The organism is Bacteroides sp. UBA939 (genome assembly GCF_002293435.1).
In the GTDB taxonomy this organism is placed as follows: Bacteria; Bacteroidota; Bacteroidia; order Bacteroidales; family Bacteroidaceae; genus Bacteroides.
On sequence record NZ_DBDF01000231.1, the window covers coordinates 507 to 1,369 of the forward strand.

Sequence of the window (863 nt, forward strand, 5' to 3'; positions counted from 1 at the left end):
AATATACATATAAAATAAAGAATCTTAGTATGATTAATTCCCAAGACATCAAGAATGGAACTTGTATCCGCATGGATGGTAAACTGTATTTCTGTATTGACTTCCTGCATGTAAAGCCGGGAAAAGGTAACACTTTCATGCGTACCAAATTGAAAGACGTAGTAAANNGAACGTCGTTTCAACATCGGTGAAAAACTGGAAGATGTACGTGTGGAACGCCGTCCCTATCAATTCTTATATAAAGAAGGTGAAGATTATATTTTCATGAACCAGGAAACTTTTGACCAACACCCCATTGCCCATGACCTGATTAACGGTGTTGACTTCCTGTTGGAGGGAATGGTACTTGAGGTTGTGTCGGATGCTTCTACGGAAACCGTTCTTTATGCCGATATGCCCATCAAAGTTCAGATGAGAATTACATATACCGAACCGGGTCTGAAAGGTGACACCGCTACAAATACCTTGAAGCCTGCAACCGTAGAATCGGGCGCTACCGTACGCGTTCCTTTGTTCATCAACGAAGGTGAAATGATTGAAATAGATACTCGTGACGGTTCTTACGTAAGCCGCGTAAAGGGATAATCCGGTTTTACATAATATTTGTTTATCTGCAAAGCCATTAAATGCGAAGCGGAGCTTCGTAATAAGTGGTTAGTGGTTAGTGGTAAATGATAAGTGATAAGTGATTACAAGAGTATCTCTATTCNNTCTGATTTCTTTCACTAAGGTACGTTTTCCTCCTCCTGGGAGGAGGAGTACCCCGTAAGGGGGGAGGTGGTAGGTGAGAAAAGAAGTTCTTAGATTTATGATTAATAGGTTTTATTTTACCTACCACCTCCCCCTACGGGTACTCCTCCTCC

The 863-nt window shown here is 41.4% G+C and carries 1 pseudogene; it reads left to right on the top strand.

The features are described from left to right. The first annotated feature begins 29 nt into the window (after window positions 1-29). Window positions 30-585 (top strand): annotated as a pseudogene (gene efp, locus B2Z67_RS15435) (elongation factor P). Window positions 586-863: the final 278 nt, after the last annotated feature.